This window comes from Paenibacillus flagellatus, from assembly GCF_003217775.1.
GTDB classification, from domain to species: Bacteria; Bacillota; Bacilli; order Paenibacillales; family NBRC-103111; genus Paenibacillus_AB; species Paenibacillus_AB flagellatus.
In genome coordinates, this window is sequence record NZ_QJVJ01000001.1 from 725,305 (window position 1) to 745,221 (window position 19,917).

General features: G+C 60.5%; 17 protein-coding genes, 1 pseudogene and 1 riboswitch. Of the genes and pseudogenes, 8 read left to right on the top strand and 10 right to left on the bottom strand.

Annotated elements, in window-relative coordinates; genetic code table 11:
- Positions 1-31: 31 nt before the first annotated feature.
- The 5 genes from DLM86_RS03180 to DLM86_RS03200 form a co-directional block, all read right to left on the bottom strand.
- Positions 32-1,231 (bottom strand): MFS transporter, encoded by a 1,200-nt coding sequence (locus DLM86_RS03180; protein ID WP_245954315.1) that lies wholly within the window; start codon positions 1,229-1,231, stop codon positions 32-34.
- Positions 1,228-2,394: an MGDG synthase family glycosyltransferase gene (locus DLM86_RS03185; protein ID WP_110838496.1), complete on the bottom strand. Its 1,167-nt coding sequence runs from the start codon at positions 2,392-2,394 to the stop codon at positions 1,228-1,230. Before DLM86_RS03185 ends, DLM86_RS03180 begins: the two co-directional genes overlap by 4 nt.
- Before the next feature lie 41 nt (positions 2,395-2,435).
- Complete coding sequence (locus DLM86_RS03190; RefSeq protein WP_342773045.1) at positions 2,436-2,963, bottom strand: phosphatase PAP2 family protein; 528 nt, start codon at positions 2,961-2,963, stop codon at positions 2,436-2,438.
- Positions 2,964-3,610: 647 nt separating this feature from the next.
- Entirely contained in the window at positions 3,611-4,093 is a 483-nt protein-coding gene (locus DLM86_RS03195) for a GNAT family N-acetyltransferase (protein WP_110838498.1), read from the bottom strand.
- Between the two features lie 114 nt (positions 4,094-4,207).
- Entirely contained in the window at positions 4,208-5,080 is an 873-nt protein-coding gene (locus DLM86_RS03200; protein ID WP_110838499.1) for a 5'-3' exonuclease, read from the bottom strand.
- Between the two features lie 200 nt (positions 5,081-5,280).
- A riboswitch (PreQ1 riboswitch) is annotated at positions 5,281-5,324 on the top strand.
- A 118-nt stretch (positions 5,325-5,442) separates the two neighbouring features.
- Between DLM86_RS03200 and queF the strand changes: the two genes are divergently transcribed.
- Both queF and DLM86_RS03210 read left to right on the top strand, forming a co-directional pair.
- On the top strand, positions 5,443-5,943 hold the full coding sequence (gene queF / locus DLM86_RS03205; RefSeq protein ID WP_110838500.1) for a preQ(1) synthase: 501 nt from the start codon (positions 5,443-5,445) through the stop codon (positions 5,941-5,943).
- A gap of 31 nt (positions 5,944-5,974) precedes the next feature.
- Positions 5,975-6,508: a VUT family protein gene (locus DLM86_RS03210; protein WP_110838632.1), complete on the top strand. Its 534-nt coding sequence runs from the start codon at positions 5,975-5,977 to the stop codon at positions 6,506-6,508.
- 110 nt (positions 6,509-6,618) lie between these two features.
- Here DLM86_RS03210 and DLM86_RS03215 read toward each other — a convergent pair whose 3' ends face one another.
- Positions 6,619-7,452, bottom strand: a complete 834-nt coding sequence (locus tag DLM86_RS03215; RefSeq protein WP_110838501.1) for an alpha/beta hydrolase — start codon at positions 7,450-7,452, stop codon at positions 6,619-6,621.
- A gap of 84 nt (positions 7,453-7,536) precedes the next feature.
- Entirely contained in the window at positions 7,537-9,825 is a 2,289-nt protein-coding gene (locus tag DLM86_RS03220) for a helix-turn-helix domain-containing protein (RefSeq protein WP_110838502.1), read from the bottom strand.
- Positions 9,826-10,136: 311 nt separating this feature from the next.
- On the opposite strand from DLM86_RS03220, the gene DLM86_RS03225 reads away from it, so the two are divergent.
- The 4 genes from DLM86_RS03225 to DLM86_RS03240 all read left to right on the top strand — a co-directional run bounded on the left by DLM86_RS03225 (position 10,137) and on the right by DLM86_RS03240 (position 14,288).
- Entirely contained in the window at positions 10,137-11,027 is an 891-nt protein-coding gene (locus DLM86_RS03225; protein ID WP_110838633.1) for an ABC transporter permease, read from the top strand.
- 19 nt (positions 11,028-11,046) lie between these two features.
- Positions 11,047-11,931: a carbohydrate ABC transporter permease gene (locus DLM86_RS03230; protein ID WP_110838503.1), complete on the top strand. Its 885-nt coding sequence runs from the start codon at positions 11,047-11,049 to the stop codon at positions 11,929-11,931.
- Between the two features lie 37 nt (positions 11,932-11,968).
- Positions 11,969-13,603: an extracellular solute-binding protein gene (locus DLM86_RS03235; protein ID WP_110838504.1), complete on the top strand. Its 1,635-nt coding sequence runs from the start codon at positions 11,969-11,971 to the stop codon at positions 13,601-13,603.
- Positions 13,604-13,871: 268 nt separating this feature from the next.
- The gene (locus DLM86_RS03240; RefSeq protein WP_110838505.1) at positions 13,872-14,288 is read left to right on the top strand and encodes a VOC family protein; all 417 of its coding nucleotides are present in this window, start codon (positions 13,872-13,874) and stop codon (positions 14,286-14,288) included.
- Between the two features lie 77 nt (positions 14,289-14,365).
- Here DLM86_RS03240 and DLM86_RS03245 read toward each other — a convergent pair whose 3' ends face one another.
- The 3 genes and pseudogenes from DLM86_RS03245 to DLM86_RS03255 form a co-directional block, all read right to left on the bottom strand.
- Positions 14,366-14,791, bottom strand: a complete 426-nt coding sequence (locus DLM86_RS03245; protein WP_110838506.1) for an SRPBCC family protein — start codon at positions 14,789-14,791, stop codon at positions 14,366-14,368.
- Between the two features lie 76 nt (positions 14,792-14,867).
- Positions 14,868-15,827 (bottom strand): annotated as a pseudogene (locus tag DLM86_RS03250) (sigma-70 family RNA polymerase sigma factor); the annotation flags it as partial.
- 387 nt (positions 15,828-16,214) lie between these two features.
- The gene (locus DLM86_RS03255; RefSeq protein WP_110838634.1) at positions 16,215-17,090 is read right to left on the bottom strand and encodes an AraC family transcriptional regulator; all 876 of its coding nucleotides are present in this window, start codon (positions 17,088-17,090) and stop codon (positions 16,215-16,217) included.
- A 187-nt stretch (positions 17,091-17,277) separates the two neighbouring features.
- Here DLM86_RS03255 and DLM86_RS03260 point away from each other — a divergent pair, with 187 nt between their 5' ends.
- Together DLM86_RS03260 and DLM86_RS03265 are read left to right on the top strand one after the other, a co-directional pair.
- A complete protein-coding gene (locus DLM86_RS03260) occupies positions 17,278-18,570 on the top strand; it encodes an ABC transporter substrate-binding protein (RefSeq protein ID WP_110838508.1) in 1,293 nt (430 codons plus the stop codon).
- Between the two features lie 438 nt (positions 18,571-19,008).
- Positions 19,009-19,917 carry a carbohydrate ABC transporter permease gene (locus DLM86_RS03265; RefSeq protein ID WP_110838509.1) on the top strand — a complete coding sequence of 303 codons (909 nt, stop codon included), beginning with the start codon at positions 19,009-19,011 and terminating at the stop codon, positions 19,915-19,917.

Consider the following 19,917-nt stretch of genomic DNA (forward strand, 5'->3'; position numbering starts at 1 on the left):
TTTCGCACGCACTCCGCGACGCCGTCCGTGCTTATTCGGTCTGTTCCGGCGAAGTAAGCCGCCTCTGCGGAAAAAAGCCGTAAAACGCGGCGATTCCCGCCAGCAGAACGGCGCTCGCCCCCACCGTCACGGAAGGGTCGTACGTGCCGGCCACCCATCCGCCGACGACGGGGCCGATCATGACGCCGATCCCTTCGATGCTGGACAGGACGCCCCAGCCGGTTCCCTTCTGATCGTCCGGCACGAAGGAAGCCAGCAGCGCGTTCCACGACGGGAGCACGACGGCGTAAGACAGACCGAGAACGGCGGCGAGCAGCATGGAGGGGACGAGTCCCGACGACGAGAGCAGCAGGAACAGCGCCGCGGCCAGGCCGGCGAAGCCGACGACCAGAAAGCGCCGGTGGCCCCACCGGTCGGACAGCCGTCCCATCGGAATAAGCCCGACCGCCGTCGCCGCCCCTCCGACGATCAGGACGAGCGAATAGCCGGAGTAATCGAGACCCATATTGTCCGTCGCGAACGTCGGCAGCACGGGGACGAGCAGACCGGCGGCCGCGGTCTGCAGCACCATGCCCGGCACGAGCGGCTTCATCGCCGCCAGCTTGCCGCCCAGCTGCGCCAGCTGTTCGCGCAGCGGCACCGACCGGGCGGAAATGCCTCGGCGAACGTTCCAGCCCAGCGCGACCGCCCAGCCGAACGCGAGCAATCCGCCCAGCACGCCGAACGAGACGCCGTAGCCCCGGTCGAGCAAAAATCCCATGACGACGGGCCCCGCTCCCAGGCTGGCCAGCCATACGGTATAAATCGATCCCATCTGGGAAGCGCGGTTGTCCTCGCGCACCTCGCTCATGCACAGCAGCCAAATCGGCGACACGCCGATGCCGATCAAAATCGCGCCGACGACGAGCATCCACGGCTGCTGGCCGAAAAACGCCGTCAGCAGCCCGGCCCCGGTCGTACCGAACGCCGCATGCAGCATCAGGCGCGACGAGAACCGGTCGACCAAGTAGCCGGCCGCCGCCTTCACCGCCGTATCGGCGACGTAATGGATCGATACGGCGAGGCCGACGGCCGCGACGGAGACGCCGAGACGGCCGGCCGCATACGCCGGCAGGAACGAGATCAGAAACGCGCTTCGCACGAACTCCATGACGAACAGAACGGCGGCAAGCCGCACGAATGGCGGCAGCGCCGCCGCCGACGGGCGCTTGAACGAGGATGACGGCATCATGTGAACCTCCCGACCTTTCCGAAGCGATTGGAAGAGCGGGCCGCAACCTCCGGGGCCGGTCCGGCGTCGCGACCGATCGAGCGCGTAATTTCTTCGACGATCGTTTCGGCCGCGCAACCGGACGGTACGGTGCGATTCGGGATCGCTTCCGGCGGCCCGACCTCTTCGTTATCCAATATATCCGACGTTTGTTCGAGCAGATCGCGAATCGTGTAAGAAATGCGCGCCAGCCCTTTGCCCGCCAAGTAGAGCGCGTTTTCCTTCTCCTGTCCGGGAATGGGCCGGTGGACGACGATCGGGATGCCGATCTGCAGCGCTTCGGACAACGTGACGCCGCCCGCCTTCGTGACGAGGCACGACGACCGGCGCATCAGCTCGTCGATCCGCTCCACGTAGCCGCGCACGTCCACGTCCGGCTCGCGGGCGAATGCCGCCTCGAGCTCCCGCCGGAGCGTTTCGTTGCGGCCGCAGACGACGGTCGTTTTCGTGCCGGGCAGCTCCGACAGCCGCCTCGCGATTTCCCGGATGCGCCTCGGCATGCCGAGCGCCCCCGCCATAATCAGGACGGAGCGCTCGCGCTCGGCCGGACGGCCTTCGCCGTAAAACGTTTCGCGGATCGGGATCCCCGTAACCGCGATGCGGCTCTCGGGGACCGACCGGCGGATCATCTCGCGCTTCAGGTCGTCGGTCGCCACGAAGAACCGGTCCGGCGTCGTGCTGAGCCACCGGTTGTGCAGCGTAAAGTCGGTAATGACCGTATAGGTCGGAATGCGCATCCCCCGCATCCGGATATATTCGAACGCGCCCCCGAACGGAAACGTGGCGACGAGCGCGTCGGGGCGCAGCGTGCGCATGACCGCCGCCAGCTTGCGGACGCCCCACGAGCCGAGCCATTTGGCCAGAAAGCCGTCCTGCTTCATTTCCCGCGTCCGGTAATAGCTCCAGCCGTAATAGTCGAGGCCGATTTCCGACAAGGCGGTGCTGCGGGCGTATAAAAAACCGGCGAACGCGTTCATCGTCGGATGCCCTTCCCGGAACAAATCGACGATGACCGCGTCGCGACAGCCGTAGTCGGCGAATTTGCGCTGCAGCGTCCGCGATACTTGCGCATGCCCTTCGCCGAAGCCGGCGCTGAGCAGCACGATTCTCGGACCAGTTCGCATCGGTCGTCTCCTCCTTACATGCAATGCCGCCGACGTTCGCGTCAGCCGATCAAGGACATGGCCGCGGCCGAAACCGCCGAGCCGATCAGACACCCGGCCATGCAATCCGACGGGTAATGAAGACCCAAGTACATGCGCGATAAGCCGACCGCCGCCGCCAACGGAACGACCAGCAGCGAAAGCCAGCCGGACGCGAGCGCGAACGGGACGACGACCGAGAAGGCGGCGGTCGTGTGGCCGGACGGAAACGACGGGTCCTTCAGCGGGTTCGGTCCCGTCACGACGCCGCCGATCGCCATATAGGGCCGGAGCCGGTCGACCTTGCGCTTGACGATCGCCGCCACGATGTGGCTGGCCGCCAGGGAGAGCAGGCTGATCCGTCCGACCGTCCGCCAAGGCTCCGGCGCGAGCAGCGCCACGGACAGCGTAAAGGCGATCGTGAACGTCGCCCCGCCCAGATGGGTCAGCCACCCGAACAGCCGGTCCAGCGCCGTATGCCGAATCCGGAAGTGACACCAGCGGAACAGCTTGCGGTCCCATTCGCGAAGCCGCGGAATCCATCGTCTCATCATCGGCCGTCCTTTCTGTTCATCCGTTTCTTTTGGTTTTTATCATACCGGAAACCGCTTTTTCGCAAACCGGACTTAATGGCGGTTTTGATCCAAGACCAAAGTCCAGTGGCGAGCCGGATCGCCTTTTCGCGCCCTCGAAGTCATCCGGTATGCAGCAATTTCCCCGCCGCACTCGAACATGGCTTCCCGTGTTCAAAAGGTCCCCGTCCGGAAACGCGTCGTCGCTTATCCCGCGCGCTTGGATTTTAACCAACGGCCGAAACGCATCGCGTGACGAAATCGGCCTACTATTGGATTTTATCCAACAAAAATACACTTCATAGCCCATGTGAACGGATTGGGGGCGAATTCGTTGGATTTTTTCCAACGGGGCTCCCTTTTCCGGGACAGTGCATGCACAGCTATTGGACTCGCTCCAATGGAGCGGCCCAAGACGGGCTATAGATGGGGCATGGGACGACGGGAAACGGGCATGCCTCCCCATCCGGCCTCCGCTTGAGCGCCCGTGTTCCGGCATATGCAAGCCCGCACCGCACCCTGCCGCCATTTCGCCCAAGCCAAACGGGCGCCTCCTGCCGCGGTCGTGCGCGGCGGGCCGACGTAAAAAGAGCGGAAGCCGTCTGGCGGCCCCGCTCTCTTGTCGTTTATTCCTGGATCTGCTTGAGCATGCCCCGGTAAATGCCGGGCGCCGAGCCTTCGATCGGGATCGCGCCGATCGTCTTCGCATAAAACTCGGTCGGGCCCGCCCCGCCGATGACGGCGTAGCCGTACCCTTCGTCGTACATCGCCTGCATGCAGGCGAGCAGCAGCGCCTTGCCGACGCCTTTGCCGCGCATGTCGGGATGGACGCCCGTCGGGCCGAAAAAGTTTTTGAGCGTCGCTTCGTAGCAGCCGAAGCCGACGAGCCGCTCGCCTTCCGTGGCGATGAAGCACGATACCGGCCGGCGGCTGAACGCCACGTCGCATTCGCTCTCCCAATGGGCGCTGAAGTTGCGGCGCACCCAGTCGAGCACGATGTGCTTCTCGGGCGCAAGGCCGCGGCGGATGACGATCCCCGCGTCGGCCAGCTCGCGGATGAGCGGCTTGGAATCGGGCAGTTCGTACAGTTTGACGAGCATATCCGGCATGATGAAACTCCTCCTCGAAGTTCGATAATGGATGGATAACAACATATGTACTCGGGCGAACTTGCGGGCCGCGGTCGCGCGCCGCGGCGCGGACGGCGCGATAAGGTCCGGCCGTCAGCCGATCTGCTGGGCGAGCCCCTTGAACTCCAGCTCCTCGAACTTTGCCCGCAGCCGCAGCAAATCCGGCGCCCAAACGCAGTCGTCGATCGGGCAGCTGACCGGCGTGTCGCAGCGGATCGTCGCCAAATCCCGCGAAAGGTGGAGCATGTCGAGCGACGCCTCGATCTTCTTCCGGACGCTCGCGGTCAACGAGTCGAGGTTGGCGAGAATGCCGTCGATGTCGCCGTATTCGGCGAGCAGCTTGAGCGCCGTCTTCTCCCCGATGCCTTTGACGCCCGGGTAATTGTCGCTCGTATCCCCGGTGAGCCCCTTCAGCTCGATGATTTGGCGCGGCGTCAACCCCCGCTCCTCGAGCAGCGCCGCCTCGTCGTACACGGCGTAATTGGACGCGCCCTTCTTCATGATGACGACGTGCACCCGCTCGGAGACGACCTGCAGCAAGTCGTGGTCGCCGGTCAGCACGAAGACGTGCGCTTCCTCCTCCGCGTAATGCCGCGCGAGCGTTCCGATGCAGTCGTCCGCCTCGTAGCCGCGGATGCCGACGTTCGGCACGCCGAAGCTGTCGACGACTTCCTTGACGAGGTCGAACTGCGGAATCAGGTCGTCCGGGGGCGATTCCCGGTTCCCTTTGTAATCGGCGTACTGCTCGGTGCGGAACGTCGTGCTCCCCATGTCCCAGCAGCAGACGACGTGCGTCGGGCGGAACCGTTTGACGGCGTCCATCATATATTTGACGAACCCGTGCACCGCATTGGTCGGCAATCCGGCGCTCGTTCTTTTGATATACCCGCTGTACGAACTGGCATAATAGGCGCGGAACAGCAGCGCCATGCCGTCGACGAGCAGAACGATACGTTTGCTGGTCATCGGTACTCTCCTCGTTCTCCCATTTTCTCTCCGCCATTATAGCACACTATCGGACGATGCGGACGGGGGCGGAATGACGATTTTATCCGGGAAATGTTGACTGGGCCGGCTTGCAAATTCATGCGTGCATCTTGGGCGACGCTGTGATATAGTACATAGGAACAGCCGAAGAAGAAAATCCGGCATGCGGCATTCGCCGCCCGGGAGAGGTTCGCGAACTCCCTCTATAAAAAACTAAGGACAAACGTGCCCGAAGGGTGTCGTTTATTTGTCGCTGTAGTTTTCGATAGCCTCGTTCGCCCGTCCTCTCGTTCTCTTCTCGAAATCGGCCTTGCGCCGGAGAAAAGAAAGGGGATTTTTTCATGTCCGCAGGAAGAACCGGAGAAGAGCTGAAGGACGTCAGCCATTTGGGAAGCCAAGGGACCGTCTACACGTTCTCGTATAACCCGCAGCTGCTGGAGTCGTTCGACAACAAGCATCCGGACCGCGATTACTTCGTCAAATTCAATTGCCCCGAATTCACGAGCCTATGCCCCGTGACGGGCCAGCCCGATTTCGCGACGCTGTACATCTCGTACATCCCCGACCGGAAAATGGTCGAAAGCAAGTCGCTCAAGCTGTACTTGTTCAGCTTCCGCAACCACGGCGACTTCCACGAGGACTGCGTCAACATCATCATGAACGATCTGATCGCCCTGATGGAGCCCCGCTACATCGAGGTATGGGGCAAATTTACGCCGCGCGGCGGCATTTCCATCGACCCGTACTGCAACTGGGGACGCCCCGGCACAAAATACGAAGCGATGGCCGAGCACCGGCTGCTGAACCACGACATGTATCCGGAACGCGTCGACAACCGATAAGGAGGACGGAATCGCCATGAACCGTAACGCATTGCTGATCGCCTTGTACTTGCTGTCCATCGTCTGTGCCAACGTCGTCACGGCTTCGTTCGCGCCCATGAAAATCGGAGCGATGATCGTCCCGATGGGCTCCCTGCTCATCGGCGCGACGTTCGTCCTCCGCGACTTCGTGCAGCGGGCGGTCGGACGGAAGAAGACGTACGCCGCCATCGCCGCCGCCATGCTGCTGTCGCTCGCCACCTCGTACGTCCTCGGGGACACGCTCTGGATCGTCTTCGCCTCGGCCGTCACGTTTCTCGTCTCCGAGACGACCGACACCGAGCTGTACACGCGGCTGAAGCTGCCGATGTCGCTCAAGGTGCTGTACAGCGGACTCGTCGGCGGCATCGTCGACAGCGCCCTGTTCGTCGTCATCGGCCTGTCCCCGCTCGGCGCCGGCTTCCTCCCTTGGGAGGCGGTCGGGTACGCGATCGTCGGGCAGGTGCTGATCAAGACGGCGATGCAGTGTCTCGGTGCGGCGGGGATCGCCGTCCTGACGCGGCCCGGCCGGTCGGCCGACGCTTGAGCCGGATCGCCGCACGATAACCGAAAGCCCCGCCGCCGCATCGCAACGATGCGGACCGGCGGGGCTTTTCGGCTGCGGCGCGCAAGCGGCGCGGCGGCGGACGGCGGTCGTTACGCCCAGCTGTCCAGCAAAAACTGCGCCAGCTCGCCCGGCCGGATCGGGTCGCCCGAATGCCGGAGCTCGAACCGTTTGCCGAGCTCGTCGTATTTTTTCTTCAGCATATAACCGTGCATCGGATGATGGATGACGACGCCGACGGGGGCGTCCGCCGGAATGAACGGCCCGTCCAGCGGGTAGTCGTACGCCATGAACGCGGGAGGCGCCGCCTCCGACATGAAGTTGATCGCCGAGGCCGCCTCGGCGAGACGGAGCGTCTCGGGCCGGTACAGGTCGTCCGTCGAGGCGACGCCGTAAAACAGCGCCAAATTCGGCTGAATGTGCGGCCCTTCGTAGATGCCCTCGTAAAACCGCTGGTCCTTCGACACCTGCGTGCCGAAGCCGACGAACGCGGATACGGCGGACGACGTCCGCTCGACCGGGTCGGAGCTGTCCGGGTCGGCCAGATCGCCCTTGAGCGCGTTCCACAGCGCGATATGGCCGCCGGCCGACGAGCCCGCCGACGCGATCCGCGCCGGATCGATCCCCCACTCCGGCGCCATGTGGCGGACGAATTGGAGCGCCCGCGTCCCGTCCTCCATCGGAGCCGGGAACGGGTCGGTCGTAATGAAGCGGTAATTGGCCGTCACGACCGAGATTCCCGCCTGTATGCATTCCTTCATGAGCGCCGTCGGCACGACCGCCGCTTTGTCCCCGCTTACGTACCCGCCTCCGTGAAAGAAAACGACCGCGGGAGACGGCTCGCCCTCCTTCCCGACCGCGTACACGTCGAGCACGTTGCGTTCGTGCGGGCCGTAGGCTATGTCCTTCCATTCTCGAACCTGCATTCGTCCGATCCACCTTTCCCCAAGTTGAACTATGTCCACCTTACCGGAAACGGGCGGCCGAGCGCAACCTTTTGTCCGCGATTGTCACACATCGTCCATCGGCAGGCCGTTCTCCGGCTCGGGCTGTCCGATTAACCGGTTTTTCCGGTATTCGCCTGGCGGCACGCCCGTCATTTTCTTGAACATGCGGATGAACGAGGTGACGTTGCGGTATCCGATCCGCTCGCTGATGTCCTGCACGCTCCAGTCGGTCCCGGCGAGCATCTCCTTCGCCTTGCGGATGCGGACGGCGTTGATATGCTCGCTGAAGTTGGCGCCCGTCTTCTCCTTGATGAAGACGGACAAGTAGGCGACCGACAAGTTCAGCTTGTCCGCGAGCAGATCGAGCGACGCGTCGTCGGCGAACCGGTTCTCCACGTAATCCATGACGAAGGCGATGACCGGATCCCGCTCCTCCTTCCGGGCCAGGACGATCGCCGCCGCCGTGCGGAACAGGTCCGCGTACAGCGTCTTGAACTGGTCCGGCGAGAAGCATTCCGCAAGCCGCGCCAGATGAAGCTCGCGCAGCGAGGCGGCGTCGGCGCTCCCGTACGGCTCCAGCATCTTCGCCACTCGGGCGATGACGCCCTCCGCCAGCTGCCGGAACTGGGCGAGTCCGGCTTCCTTACGGTCCATCTGATCGATCATCCGGTCCATGAACGTCCGGCAAAACGCGTCGTTCCCCGCCTGCAGGTTCGCATACAGCTCCCGCTCCTGCGGCACCGCGAGCACGAACGGAACGGGGGCGCCGCGATGCTCGCGAACGACCTGGCTTTCGTCGAGCGGTCTCGCCTGGCGCACCATCTCGAGCACTTGCCGGTACGCCTCGTTGAATTTGCCCGAGCCGTCGTGCACGTCGCCGACGGCGATCGTCGCCAGCACGTATGCCTTGTCGCGGTCCAAAATCGTCTTCAGCGCCGCGAGCGTATCGTCCAGATGATCCGGATAGCCTCCGCCGCGGACGATCGTCAAAATTTGATTGTTCTCGATCTGGAACGTATGCGAGGACGGCATCTTCTCGCTCATGAGCACGTTGACGTACTCGTGGATGTAATACGCCATCCGGTCCGTCCGCATGCCGCTGTCGGCCGCCGGCTTCGATTTGAAATGAAGCTGGTACAGCACGACGAAAAACGGCTCGTCGATCTCGGCGATATCTTTCCACTCGTTGATATTGGACGTAATCGCTTTCAGCTTGTTGATGTAGCCGAAGCTGGCGAGCAGCGACCGTTTGCCGAGCAGCTCCCGGTGAATCGCCTCCTTCTCCTTCATGAGCTCGCGAATGTTTTGATGAATCAGGTCGAACTCGCGGATCGCGCTTTGCAGCTTGACCGGCTCGCGGCGGAGAATGGACGTGACGATCTGCTTCACCGGCCGGTTGATTTGCCGGCTGAACAGCACGGAGGCGGCGATGCCGATGACGACCGATACGGCGAAGACGACGAGCAGCGTCAAGCTCGCGTTGCGCACCCGGGACGCGATATTGGCGTACGGCACCGCCGTGACGTAGGTGAGCCGGGAGCCCGTCCCTCGCTCGACGAAATAATAATAGTCGCCGGCCAAAACGTAGCTCCGCCCCTGCTCGAAGGCGGGGATATCCCCGACGCCGAGCTTGTCCGAGGAACGGTACAGCAGCGAGCCGTCCTCCTTCAGCAAGAAGAACAGCCGGCTGTCCTCCGTTCCGTAGAACGCTTCCTGCATCGCCTTCGCGTCGAGCAGCGCGATCGCTTGAACGTTCGACGACGGCATCCGGAACGAGAACGGGATGAGCCGGACGTCGGATGCCGCGTTCAGCGACGAGACGGTAAACGTCGCCTCCGGGTGCAGCTCGTAATGGCCGGCTCCTCCGAACCGCTCCTTCCAATAGGCGATCGGGTAGGCGGCACTGGCGTAAAATTTCCCGAACATCATCTCCGCGCCGACCGTGCCCTCCTTCTCGACGACCAGCGAGTGGGAATCGTAGTAAAGCAGCAGGTTGTTCAAATAAAACATCGGGTTGTACGCCTCCGAGCGAACCCGCTTCAGCACGTCCGACGCCTTCCAGTATTCGACGTCCGCCTCCGGCTTCGTGAGCAGCTGACGGTTGAAGGCGACGGCGTTTTCGTCGTGATACAGATCGAAGAGCAGCGTCTTGATCCGGTCGAAATGGGTTTCGTACCGTTCCGCCGTATTTTGCAGCATGAGCCGGTTATATTGGATGATTTCGTTTTGCACGCCCCGGTTGAACAAATGGACGGACAACGCGTTGAAGACGGAGAACAGCAGGATGATGCCGAGAAAGCTGAAAAAGATTTTGAAAACGAGCGTCTGCCGGTTCGGTATGACCCATTTCAAGGCTGCCCTGCTCCCTTACCTGTAAATTTCGCCCCGCGGCCGGGACGGGAAGGCTTTCGACGAAGCGTTTTCATTGTACCGGAGTTTCGGATTTCGAAAAACATGCACTTTTTTATAATCTTATCTTCTTTTTAGGCGGGCCAATGAGCCGCTAGAGAGCCAAACAACGGTAAATTCCGCTCGCGCCCCCGCTCTGGTATGCTCCGGGAAGAACAGACGAAAGCGGGTGAAGTGAGGCCTTGTCGAAGCAAGCTTCCGTTCCGGCCGCGGCGACGGACCCGGGCGGCCGGCCGCGGCGTTCCGCGGCTTGGATGCGGGTACGCCGCAATTGGGATTTGTATGTGCTGCTGCTGCCGGTAATCGCGTTTTTCATCGTATTCGAGTACGTGCCGATGTACGGGGTCCAGATCGCCTTCAAAAACTTCGTGGCGACGAAAGGCGTTTGGGGGAGTCCCTGGGTCGGGCTCCGGCATTTCGAGCGTTTTTTCGAGAGCTACTACTTTTGGCGGCTGCTCCTCAACACGCTCGGCATCGGACTGTACCAGCTGATCGTGGGGTTTCCGGTCCCGATCGTGCTGGCGCTGCTCATCAACGAAGTGCGCTCCCGGACGTTCAGCCGGTTCGTACAGACGGTGACGTACGCGCCGCACTTTTTGTCCACGGTCGTCATGGTCGGCCTAATCCTCATCTTCCTGTCGCCGGAGACCGGCCTGCTGAACCGGATCGTCGCCGCGGTGCGCGGGGAGCCGATTCCGTTCCTGACCGAGCCGGCCTGGTTCAAGAGCGTCTACGTGCTGTCCGGCGTCTGGCAGCAGATGGGCTGGAGCTCGATCATCTACTTGGCCGCGCTGACGGGCATCGATCCTCAGCTGCACGAGGCGGCCCGCGTCGACGGCGCGAACCGGTGGCGGCGCATTTGGCACATCAACTTGCCGGGCATCATGCCGACGGTGACGATTCTGCTCATCCTGAACATGGGCTCCCTGCTCGGCGTCGGCTTCGAGAAGGTGTATCTGATGCAAAACCCGCTCAACATGCCGGCGTCGGACGTCATCGCCACGCACGTGTACCGCAAAGGGATTATCGACGGTCAGTACAGCTACTCGGCGGCTGTCGGGCTGTTCAACTCGGTCGTCAATTTCGTTCTGCTCGTGGCCGTGAACCGGATCGCGCGCAAGGCGAACGACACCAGCTTATGGTAACGGAAAGGAGGAGCGAACCGTGACTAACCGGAGCACCGGCGACAAGCTGTTCGACGGGTTCGTCTATGCCGCTTTGGCGCTCTTGTGCGTCATCGTGCTGTACCCGCTGCTGTTCGTGCTGTCGGCGTCGATCAGCAGCCCGGAGGCGGTCATGCGCGGCGAGGTATGGCTGTGGCCCAAAGGCTTCACGTGGGTCGGCTACGCGAACATTTTCCGCAACGACGACATCTTGACCGGCTATATCAACACGATCGTCTACACGCTGGTCGGCACCGCGATCAACCTCGCGATGTCCGTCGCGGCCGCCTACCCGCTGTCGCGCAAAGATTTGGCCGGTCGCGGCGTCATATCCGCGATGATGGTGTTTACGATGTTTTTCAGCGGCGGCATGGTGCCGACGTACTTGCTCGTCAAGCAGCTCGGCATGCTCAACTCGATGTGGGCGCTCATCATTCCGAGCGCCGTGTCGGTGTACAACGTGCTGATCATGCGCACGTTTTTCCAGAACGCCATCCCGTACGAAATGCAGGAGGCGGCGTCGATCGACGGCTGCTCCAACCTCGGCACGCTCGTGCGCATCGTGCTGCCCCTGTCGCTGCCGATCGTGGCGGTCATGGTGCTGTTTTACAGCGTCGGCCATTGGAACGCGTACTTCAACGCCCTCATGTATTTGACCGACCGCGACAAATATCCGCTGCAGCTGTTTTTGCGGGAGATCCTGATCCAGGGGCAGATGCAGGAGATGCTCGGCGTCGGCGACGAGTCCCACGCCCGGACCGTCATGGAAGGCGAAGCGATCAAGTATGCGGTCGTCGTCGTGGCCAATTTGCCGGTGCTGCTGCTGTATCCGTTCCTGCAAAAATATTTCGTCAAAGGCGTCATGATCGGGGCGGTCAAGGGGTAAAAAAACGATACAATAAAGATGGGGAGGACGATCGACGATGAAAAAGACGAAATGGGTGCCCGCGGCTCTTGTTGCCGCGATGGCCGGCAGCTTGCTGGCGGCGTGCGGAACGGACGGCGGGGATGCGACGGCCGGCGACGGGGACGGGGCGAGCAAAGGCGAAGTCGCCAATTTGAACGCCGCGGGCATGCCGATCGTAAAGGAACCGATCTCGCTCACGTTTTTCACCGGAAAAGCGGCCACCAACGGCAACAACTTCGAAGAAACGCTCGTCTGGAAGCAGTATGCGAAAATGACGAACGTGAACGTGACGTTCCAGCTCGTGCCGTTCGAAAATTTGACCGAGAAGCGCAATCTGGCGCTGGCCGGCGGCGACTACCCGGACGCGTTCTATTCCGCCCGCGTCCCGGCGTCCGACCTGATGAAATACGGGGCGCAGGGCACGTTCGTCAAGCTGAACGACCTGATCGACAAGTACGCGCCGAACTTCAAGAAGCTGCTGGAGAAGTACCCGGATTTGAAAAAAGGATTGACGATGCCGGACGGCCATATTTATTCGTTCCCGTCGTTTTACAGCCCGGAGTTCATGCCGATGCTGATCGGTACGCCGCTGTGGGTGAAGAAGGATTGGCTCGAGAAGCTGAACATGAAGGAGCCGGAGACGACCGAGGAGCTGTACCGCTATTTGAAGGCGGTCAAGACGACCGATCTGAACGGCAACGGACAAGCCGACGAAATCCCGTACGCCGGGAGCGGCATCAATCCGCTGATCGAGCAGCTGCGCGGCGCCTGGGGGTTCGGCAACCGCGGCTTGGGCCACAAGTTCGTCGACGTCGACCCGAAGACGAACGAGCTGCGCTTCTTCCGCACCGACCCGGCTTACAAGGAAGTGATCGAGTACGTCCGCAAGCTGTACACGGAGGGGCTGATCGACAAGGAGATTTTCACGGTCAAGACGGCCGCCCTGTATGCGAAAGGACAAACCGGCGTGTTCGGCGCCACGATCAACCCGAATCCGATGACCCAGCTGAACCAGCCGAACTATGTCGGCCTCGGCGCCCTGAAAGGGCCGCACGGCGACCAGCTTTACTCCCACGTGAAGGTGCCGGCGGTATGGCCGGGAGCGTTCGTCATTACCGACAAGAACAAGCATCCCGAGGCGACCGTCCGGTGGATCGACCATTTCTTCGGCGACGAGGGCGCGACGTTTTATTTCATGGGCGTCGAGGGCGAAACGTACCGCAAAACGGCCGACGGCAAGCTGGAGTACGTGGAGGCGATCACGAAAAACCCGGAAGGCTTGACGATGGACCAGGCGCTCGCCAAGTATATCACCTGGCTCGGGGGCAGCTATCCGGGCTACGTGCAGGAGAAATATTTCAAAGGCTCCGAGACGCTGCCCGAATCGATCGCCGTCGGCAAAAAAGCGGAGAAGCACCAAGTGCCGGAGCTGTGGAACAGCTTCAACTTCACCGAGGAGGAGTCCGAGTTCCGCTCTACCGTCGGCGCCGACATCGAGACGTATATCGGCGAGACGGAGGCGAAGTTCATCACCGGCTCGCTGCCGATGTCCGAATGGGACAAATATGTGGCGACCGTGCAGAAGATGGGTGTCGACGAGTATATGAACGTGTACAAGAAATCGTACGAGCGCTACAAAAACAGCAAGTGACCGTCTACGGCTTCTGGCCGTCCATGGCGGGAGTTGCGGCCCTGCCGCACTCCCGCTCTTATTTTTGACAGTCCCGATTTTCGTTAAACAGCTGCACGAGTTTTGCAGCCGGCGCCACCGCCGTTTCTATCCGAACTCCATACCAAGTTATGTTTCAAAATTTACGCTTCCGAATCCATGAGACCGATGAATTCCCGGATCGGCTGTCGTCTATAGAAACGAAGGCACAAATGAACACAAACTAATTTGACGAAGAGGTGTTTTGAAAATGGCGTTAATGTCCGCATTCACGAGCTTCAACCTGCCTGTTAAAAACGTAGAACAATCGAAAGCGTTCTTTACCGGACTCGGATTCGAGCTCAACCCGCAATTCCCCGATAACGAAAATTCGGTAGCCATCGTGATCGGCGACAACCTGCAGGTCATGCTGATCAATCAAGCATTCTTTAATACGCTCACGGAGAAGGAATCCGTCGATACGAGCAAATATGCGCAGATGACGATCGCATTGGCCTTCGAGAGCCGGGAAAAGGTCGATGAAATCGTGAATACCGCGGTCTCCTTGGGCGGGAAATTGCACGCTGAGCCTGAAGAGCACGGGTTCATGTATCATTGGGGCTTCGTGGACTTGGACGGCCATCTGTGGGCCATTAACTGCATGAACATGGATGCGGCACAAGGTTGAGGCTGACGGGGAGCACGCTCGTACTAGGGTTCAAATAGAAAGACGCCGGGCATCTTTCCCGGCGTCTTCTTCGATGATTAGTTTTGTTCGGTATAGGCTTTGAAATTGTCCATGATCGCTTGCCAGCCTGCTTGCTGGAACTCGACGGGATTGGAGCTTTCCGCGTCGAACGTTTCAATGACCTTCGTCTCATTCCCTTGATCGACGAAAGTAATATCCACTCTTCTTCCGTCTTCCATGGTGTAGCCGATCGCCTCATGCCGGCTCACGACATCGTAGACGCCGCCAAAATCAAAGCCCATGCTGCCATCCTTCGCTTCCATCCGTGTCAGAAACTTGCCGCCGACCCGCAGATCGTTCTCGGCTCTCGGCGCATGCCATTCCTCGGACGCTTGATTCCACTTCGTGATGTGAGCCGGCTCGGTCCAATAGCGCCATACCTTCTCGACAGGGGCTTGAATGACGGCTTGCACGGTTACTTTTGTCGGTTGACTCGATTCCATGTTAAATAGACACCTCTCTCATGATATTCGTCGTTTGGTTACGCTCAATGATATAGACGTAAGTCCATGACGAAATTCATCGGTCCATTCGCTCTGGCAGCCCAAATCGCGAAAATAATGGCGTATGAATGAAGTTTTGAACGTGCAGGATTTGATTTTCTCTGGCTTCGATAACGTGGATGCCCCAAGGTACCAGACCGGAGCCCTCTTTATCCGGCATATACTGGGCCAACGCCGGATAACCGCCATTTACCGTAATGGGCACAAATCGCGAACCTTCGCAATGCCAGCGAGTAAGCGAATAGAAGGCGGCCAAATCTTCCTTGCCGCGGATCCACATCTCGAAGGGCGGCATCGACATGCAGCCTTCCTCGTGGAACAACGCGACGAGCGCAGCAATATCGAATTGCTCGAAGGCCTCCACATACCGGGACAGCAGCTGCTGCTCCGGTTGAACGTCCATGCTGCTGAGCTCATCCGAGCGAAGCTGCGCCCGGTCCATCGTCTCTCGGGCTCTTTGCAAGGCGCTGTTCACCGCTGCCGGCGACATCGCCAACGTTTCCGCGATCTGCTTGGAGGACCATTCAAATACATCCTTCAAAATGAGTACTGCGCGCTGCCGCGGAGGCAAGGTCTGCAGGAGAGCGATGAAGCACAGTTGAAGGGTGTCTCTGCGGACGAGCCGATCCTCCGGATTGCCCCCAAAGTCGGGAGACGGCCAGATCCAGGCAGAGTCCGGCAGCGTGTCGCGCGGCTCGACGATGGCGACGGCCGGGTCGAACAGGTCAACGGGAAGGGCGCGGCGTTTGGATTGTCTCAGCTTGTCCAAGCACAGGTTGGAGGCAATCCGATACACCCAGGTTTTAAACGAGGAATCCTGTCTGAACGTGCTCCAGCTCTGCCAGACCCGAATACTCGTCTCCTGAACGGCATCGTCCGCATCGTCCATGGAGCCTAGCATTCGGTAACAGAACGAGGTTAAGCCCGGCTTCAAGCTTGCAAATAATGCTTCGTCAAATGCAGTCTCGTTCATCGCGGCCTCCCTTAACGATCTCCCCGAAGGGCGGTACCTTCATTATATGCAATGAAGCGGACAGCCTCAATCTGAATAAATAGGCAGGATTACGGGTTCATTTATCATGGGCCGGGGATAACGAACAGCATCAACGTGAAAATAAAAATCCAAGGTCGCTGAGCGCATATGCTTTGTCCAATCGAAGCCTGTGTATATCCGATATCGCATATGGTTTCCATTGCGATTTCCATGAGCATAGGTTTGATTTTGTATTAGGCGATACGGGCACCAGTACCATTAAAAATAAAATTCGACGAGTCCAATTGAAATTGGATATATAATCACTATATTGGTTTGAAGCTATCAAGACATGACGGACAGCCGGCACGCAAGCCGGCTGTCCGTTCGTCATTGCAGCGGAATATAGACGTTCATCCTCATCGCGTCGGGGTACGAGGAGCGCATGACGTCGGTCACCTCGAAGTCCGGACCGTCCGTCCGTTCGTAGTTCGAGTTCGGCAGCCAGGTGCCGTAGACGTATTCCCGCGTGCGCCGCACCGTGTCGGCGTCCCCGTTCGCCCGGAACACCGCGTAGGTGCCGCCCGGAATGACGAAGCCGCACAGCGCCGGGTCCAGATCGGCGCCGATCTCGCTCACCTGCTCGCCGACGATGAACGAGAAGCCGCCGTCGTCCGCGAACTTGCACGCTATGCCGTACGCCATGTCGGGAGCGGCCCGATTCGGAATGCGCAAAAAATAGCCTTGCTGCCCGAAATCGAAATAAAACCCCGGTATGTCCGCGTATTGCTTTCCTTCCTCCAGCGTCGTCCGGTATTCCCGGCCCGCGATCGCGATCGGGTCCAGACGGACGATATCCGGTTTGTCCACGTTCATGCCCTCCCTTTCGGCGTGACGATGCCGTTCGAGGAAATCGATTTTTCGTCGCGGGACGAAGCCTGTCTCCCCCGCCCTGCGGAATTCGCCCGGAGGCAAGCCCGCGAACTGCTCGAAAGCTCGGGTGAACGCCTCCTGCGAGCCGTACCCGCACGCCACCGCGATATCGAGAATGCCGGTGTCCGTCCCCCTTAACTGCGCCGCCGCCTCGGTCAGCCTCCTATGACGGATGTAGCCGCGCACCGTGAACCCCGTAATCGCCTGAAACAGCCGTTGAAAGTGAAACGACGAGAAGCCGGCCGCCGCGGCGATGTCGGCGATTTCCAGCTCGTCGTGCAGCCGTCGCTCGATATGGTCGACGGCGTTCTGCATGCTGCGGTAATAATCCAAGCGGCGCTCCTCCATTCTGTTTCGTCATCCGTCTTCCCATTGTACCGGAAAGCGGTGCCCTCGTTTTGATCGATCGTGCGCGGTTGTCCCGGAAAGAGAATTCAAAAAAACAGAAATAAGATGGAGAAATATTTTATACATATAAGATAAACAACCTGAATCGATTCGAAAAGGGAGGCAGTCCACAATGCGCGCATTCCGAAAAATCGGGCTCTCGCTGGCCGCTACGGCCGCCTTGATGTCCGGCGTACTCGCCGGCTGCGGCGGCGGAAAGGACGGGGCGGACGGCGGCGCCGGCTCGAAGGTCGTCGTCTGGTATTTGTGGGGAGGACCCGAAGGGCAGGCGCTTGACGCGGTCATCCAAGATTTCAACAAAAGCCAGAGCCAATACGTGGTCGAAGGGCTCTCCGTCCCCGACGAGCAGAAGATCAAGGTGGCGATCGCCGGCGGCAACGGCCCGGACTTGACCGACTCGTTCAGCGCCAACGTCGCGCCTTACGCCGAGCAGGGCATCGCGCTGCCGCTCGACGAGTTCATCGCGCGCGACAAGTACGACATGAACGACTTCCTGCCGGCCGCCGTCGAATCCGGCAAGTATAAGGGCAAGACGTACGCGCTGCCGCTGAACGTTTCGTTCTCCATGATGTACTACAACAAGAAGCTGCTGGCCGAGGCCGGCTTTACGGAGCCGCCCAAGACGAGCAAGGAGCTGATGGACGTCGTCGTGAAGACGACGAAGACGAGGCCGGACGGGACGATCGACGTGCTCGGCTCGCCCCAGTACCCGTCGGACAAATTTTTGTTCGGCCCGCTCGCCTACGGCTTCGGTACGAACTGGGTCAACAAGGACGCGACGCAATTTACGTTCGACGCCCCCAGCACGCTTGAAGCGTTCCGCTTCATCTACGACTACAACAAGAAGTTCGGCGCGGACAACGTGAAGCGCATGCAGGGCTCGGGCAAGTGGCTCGACCCGAACGATCCGTTCTTCATGGGCAAGCAGGCGATCCGCTTCGACGGCCCGTGGATGTCCGCGCAGATGAAGAGCAAGAACATCCAGGTCGACTACGGCATCGCCCCGCTCCCGTACTTGGACGGCAAGCCCGAAATGGCGGGCGGCGGCGAGAACAGCTCCTCCGTGTTCTACATCGCCAAAACCGCGAAAAACAAAGAAGGCGCTTGGGCGTTCATGAAGTTCCTGTACGAGCCGAAAAATTTGGCCAAATTTTTGTCCGTCCTCGGCAACGTCCCGGCCAAAAAGTCGGCGCTCGACGACCCGGCCATGAAAAGCGTCCCGGACTTCGACAAAATTATGGAGCTGAGCAAAAGCCCGAACCTCCGCTCGACGCCGAACTACGCGAAGCAAATCGACTTCGGCAAAGTGCTCGAGGACGAATTGGATCAAGTGACCTTCCTGAAAAAGACGCCGGAGGAGGCGCTCAAGTCGCTGACCGAGCGGACGAAGGATTTGTTGAAGTAAGCCGCGGCGGCGTGCACTCGCGGGCTCGTCGCGGCCGGCGGGTGCCCGCGGCCGGCGACGTGGGGCCGAGCGGCGGCAGGCGGGTGCGAGCGTCCCTTCTCCCCCCGCCGCTCCCGCACCGCAGCCGCGTTTTTCCGGGGCCGCGGCCGCATATAACGTACAAATGCACACTATTCCGGCGAACGAGCGCAACTTTCGGCCAAATAAGGTACATTTGTACACTATTCCACCGCCGCGGCCGCTTTTTCCGGTTCCGTAAACGCATATAACGTACAAATGTACACTATTCCGGCGAATGGGCGTCACTTCCGGTCAAATAAGGTACATTTGTACACTATTCCACCGCCGCAGCCGCATTTTTCGGGGGCGCGGCCGCGCCCCTTTCGCTTTCAAAGCGCCCCCGACGCCGGGGGCTCCATTTTCCGCACAAGGGAGGCGATGACGTTGCGTACGAAAGCGAACTGGACGGGGCTGCTGTTCTCCGCCCCGTTTATACTCGGCTTTCTCGCGTTCACCCTGTACCCGGTCGGCGCCTCGCTCGTATACAGCTTCTCCGAGTTCAACCTGTTCAAAGGCGCGACCTGGGTCGGTCTGGACAACTACAAATGGGCGCTGCAGGAAAAGGAAGTCCGGATCAGCATCCTGAACACGCTGTACATGGTCGTGCTGGCGACGCCCGCGACGCTGATCGTCGGCCTGCTGCTCGCCCAGCTGCTCAACCTGAAGGTGCGCGGCCAATCGGTATACCGGACGCTGTTCTATGTGCCGTCGATCGTCCCGGCCATCGCGACGTCGCTCGTCTGGATGTGGGTGCTGAACCCGCAAAGCGGCATGATCAACACCGCGCTTCAATGGATCGGCATCAAAGGGCCGAACTGGCTGCTCGACCCGGCTTGGACGAAGCCGTCGCTCATCCTGATGGGCGCCTGGGGAGCCGGCGGGGTCATGATCATTTTCCTAGCCGCGCTGCAGGACGTGCCCAAAAGCTTGTACGAGTCGGCCGAGATCGACGGCGCCGGACCGGTCCGCAAGTTTTTCCGCATCACCGTTCCGTGCATTTCGCCGATTATCCTGTTCCAGCTCATCATGAGCCTGATCGCGTATTTCCAATATTTCGCCCAGGCGTTCATGCTCGCGTCGCTGTCCAATTCCGGCGCCAACCAGACGATGGCGGGACCCGGCAAATCGCTGCTGTTCTACGCCATCCTGCTGTACCGCGAAGCGTTCGTCGATTTCCGGATGGGCCATGCGAGCGCGATGGCGTGGATCTTGTTCCTGCTGTCGTCGATCGTGACGCTCGTCGTATTCCGCACATCCAACCGCTGGGTTACATACGGAGGCGATTAA